The sequence below is a fragment of the Muriicola sp. genome (assembly GCF_041567615.1).
Classification (GTDB): domain Bacteria; phylum Bacteroidota; class Bacteroidia; order Flavobacteriales; family Flavobacteriaceae; genus Muriicola.
Map to the genome: position 1 here is coordinate 1 of NZ_JBFGBM010000230.1, position 3,537 is coordinate 3,537.

The window sequence follows — 3,537 nt, forward strand, 5'->3', positions numbered from 1 at the left end:
ATCTTTATGTAAAATCAAACACCCATGAAAAATCTGATCACATGCCTGTTTATTTTTACTTCGATTTTACTAAGTGCCCAGAATATTGATTATAGCGTTTCTTCTTATCTCGAGGAGGGTGTCAAAGCTCCCAACACCCATTATATAGGGGAAGCCTGGTTGAATTCCCTTCTCACAGCAGACGGCGATCTCGATTACAACATTACCAAGGCTACGTTCAGGGCGAATTCTACCCTCGACTGGCATAAGCACACTTCACCACAGATCCTGATTTACGTGGATGGGGAAGGGTATTACCAGGAAAGGGGAAAGGAACCTGCGATCCTCAGGAAGGGGGACGTGATAAAATGCAATAAGGATACGGAGCACTGGCACAGTTCCACAAAGAACAGTTCTGTAACGTATTTAGCCATCTATGGAGGTTCACAACCTACTATCTGGACGGAGGTGCTGACCCAGGCGTATTACGACAGCGTCGCAGAAAAACTCCGGGAATAAAGTCGAATTATAACCCATTGGATATCAGGTGCTCATTTCGTAAATTAAGCCATCCTAAAACCAATGATATGAAAGACGTAAAGGCCAAAGTAAGAGCGCACGATGCCATCGTAGGCGTGCTTTATCTGATCAGTGTGGGGCTGACACTCTACACCCAGAACCTGAATTTTCTCTGGATCGCTGTGGCCGTAGGAGGATTGCAGCTGATCAGTCCGGCTACCAAATTCTGCCCGGTCTATTTTATCCTGAACAAGATGATGCCGGAATCGGAGCCCATTCAGGACGGAAAGTGAGGCTTTGTGTGACACCAAAGAATCTAGCATCCGGGCTCAGATCTTACTGGGCAATACACCGAACTTCTGCTTAAAGCTCTTGGTGAAATAAGACAAATTGGAGTACCCCACGGAATAGGCTACCTCCGACACGGATCCGGCCTTGTTCTGCAGCATGACCTTTGCCTTGTTCAGCCGCATCTCGCCTAAAAGTTGTCCGGCCGATTTATTAGTAAGCGCCTTTAGTTTCCTGTGGAGCTGTGCCCTGCTGAATCCGACTTCGGAAGCAATATCTTCAACGGAAAGCGATTCATTGTCCAGATTATCTTTGATCACCTGTATCACTTTTTGCAGGAACTGGTCGTCCACGGCATTGATTTTCAGATCTGCTAATTCAACAAACTCAAGCGTCTTAAAGTGCTCCCAGATCTTTTTACGCGATTGGATGAGGTTTTCAGCCCTCAACAGCAATTCATCAGGATCAAAGGGTTTGGTAAGATAGGCATCCGCCCCCTGGGTGAGTCCGGCCAGCTTATTAGCCTGCCCGGCTTTGGCTGTAAGCATGATGATGGGGATATGGCTGGTCTTGATATTCGTCTTCAGGGTATTGCAAAGTTCATATCCGTCTTTCTTAGGCATCATGACATCCGACACAATGAGATCCGGAATATGTTCGAAAGCCAGGCGTTCTCCCTGAAGGCCATCTTTGGCACTGATCACCTCAAACCTTGGCGATAATACCTCCCTGATGAATACAGACAGATCCTCATTGTCCTCAACCAGTAAGACCACTTCCCGGTCTTTATCGTGTACAGGCTCCTGAAGTTCGGTTTTTACCGTGACTCTTCCAGTATCGGCAACAGAAACGGTTTCTTCCTCACGGACTGATTGTTCGATCTTAACTGCCTTCGGGAGTTCTTCCAGCTCGATTGGGATCCTGACCCTGAAGGTCGTACCCCTCCCTTTCTCGCTGTGCACGCTGATCTGCCCCCGGTGGAGATCCACCAGTTCCTTGGTCAGGGCAAGGCCTATCCCCGAACCCTCAACCTCGGTACCTTCAACCCTGTAGAACCTGTCAAAGATCCGGTCCACATCTTTTTTGCTCATACCGCTGCCGGAATCACTGATCTCGATGACCAGGGCCTTTTGAGAGCTGTTCACATCTACGCGAACGGATCCTCCCGGAGGGGTAAACTTGAAGCTGTTGGAGAGCAGGTTGCTCAGGATTTTTTCCAGTTTGTCCTTGTCATAATAGGCCTGATCCATTTCCCTAGGAAAGTGGGTTGTAAAGCTGATATTCCGTTGTTCGGCAACACTTTCAAAGGAATACACCAGGGAGCGTAAATATTGGATCAATCCACCTTGCTGCAACTTTAGATGCACCGTACCGCTCTCCAATTTGGAAAGATCGAGAAGTTGGTTTACCAGGGTTTGGAGTCGACCTATGTTTTGTTTGATGACATCGTAGGTTCTCTGTCCGATCAAGATGGGTCCGCCCGAATTGGCAGAAGATTTTTTAGCCTGTTGCAAAGGCCCCTGGATCAGGGATAAAGGCGTTCTGAACTCATGGCTGATGTTGGCAAAAAAACGGGTCTTGACCTCATCGAGGTCCTTCATTCGCTGGATTTCGGCCAGAGATCGTGTGGCGTTCAGGCGTTCCTGTTGGATGCTTTCATTGATCTTCTGACTTCGGTAAGCCATGCCAAACGAATACAATACGATCTGGAAAAACAATCCCGTCCCATAGGGATCGAGCTTGAAGGGGGGTATGATCCATCCCATGGACCAAAGGGTGCCAATGACCAGGAATATACTTGCAATCAATGATCCAACCCCGAAATATCGTGCAAAGAGGTCTTTTTTTAAACACAAGATCACCGAAATGATCAGACTACCCAGGGTATAGATGTTTAACAGTTGGAAATGGAACCCCGGTTCGATGAAATGAATGTCAGGGTTGAAAAAGATGACATAGAGGGTAGTGAGCACGATTTCGGCCAATACAAACAGGGCCAGGCTCAGTATGAATGTATCGAGTTTTGGGAATTTTTGTTTAGACCCGACGAAAGCCCTGCCGAAAAACCAAAAGGTGAAAAAGATACCGTTGGCAGTGATAAACCAAAAGGGGTATCTCCAGGAGGGGAGGCGGTCAATGATCAGTCCGATCGTCATGGCCTGAGTGAGCGTGCAGAAGAACAGCCAAAGGGAAAACCAGAAGTATACAGGATCCTTCAGGTAGAGGTATTGCAGCAGGAAGAAAAGGAAGATGATAAAGGTCACCCCGAACATAAACGTATTAAAGCCGTGGTGAAATTGGTTGATTTGATGGTAATAGGGTTGATCCGGGCTACGAGCGTTTAAATTGAAATAGGCCGGATAACCGAAATCGTTGCCTTCTGCCCTTATGATCAGTGTAACCGGTTCGTCTGTCGGCAGGTCTTCAAGGCGGATGCTGTTTAGCATCCAACTGTAGTCCGTTGCCCGTTCCGAGGCAGGAACTCCTACTCCCGTTTTCTGGTGGAACAACAGTGTTCTGCCCGAGTAGGCATACACATCTACCCGCCCGTTACTTTTGGTCCAAACAGGAGGTCCGATCATTTTGTCTTCTAAATGCAAGGTCCATCCTTTCAGTGAATCCAGCGCCCTGATCCGTAGTTTACCCCAGTAGGGCACATTGGTTTCAAGAAATCGCGGAAGCTTATCCCCCTCCATAAATTCCAGATCGTTCTTATCCTGCAACAGGATATCAGGAGACAGATTTTCCATA

The 3,537-nt window shown here is 47.6% G+C and carries 3 protein-coding genes; 2 read left to right on the top strand and 1 reads right to left on the bottom strand.

All coding sequences use genetic code 11. From position 1 onward, the window contains the following. Window positions 1-24 precede the first annotated feature (24 nt). The gene (locus tag ABYP73_RS12310; protein ID WP_372974524.1) at window positions 25-498 is read left to right on the top strand and encodes a cupin domain-containing protein; all 474 of its coding nucleotides are present in this window, start codon (window positions 25-27) and stop codon (window positions 496-498) included. 68 nt (window positions 499-566) lie between these two features. Continuing rightward, window positions 567-791 carry a DUF2892 domain-containing protein gene (locus ABYP73_RS12315; RefSeq protein WP_372945978.1) on the top strand — a complete coding sequence of 75 codons (225 nt, stop codon included), beginning with the start codon at window positions 567-569 and terminating at the stop codon, window positions 789-791. Window positions 792-827: 36 nt separating this feature from the next. Here ABYP73_RS12315 and ABYP73_RS12320 read toward each other — a convergent pair. Continuing rightward, the coding region (locus ABYP73_RS12320; RefSeq protein WP_372974525.1) for an ATP-binding protein at window positions 828-3,537 on the bottom strand (2,710 nt) is incomplete at its 5' end.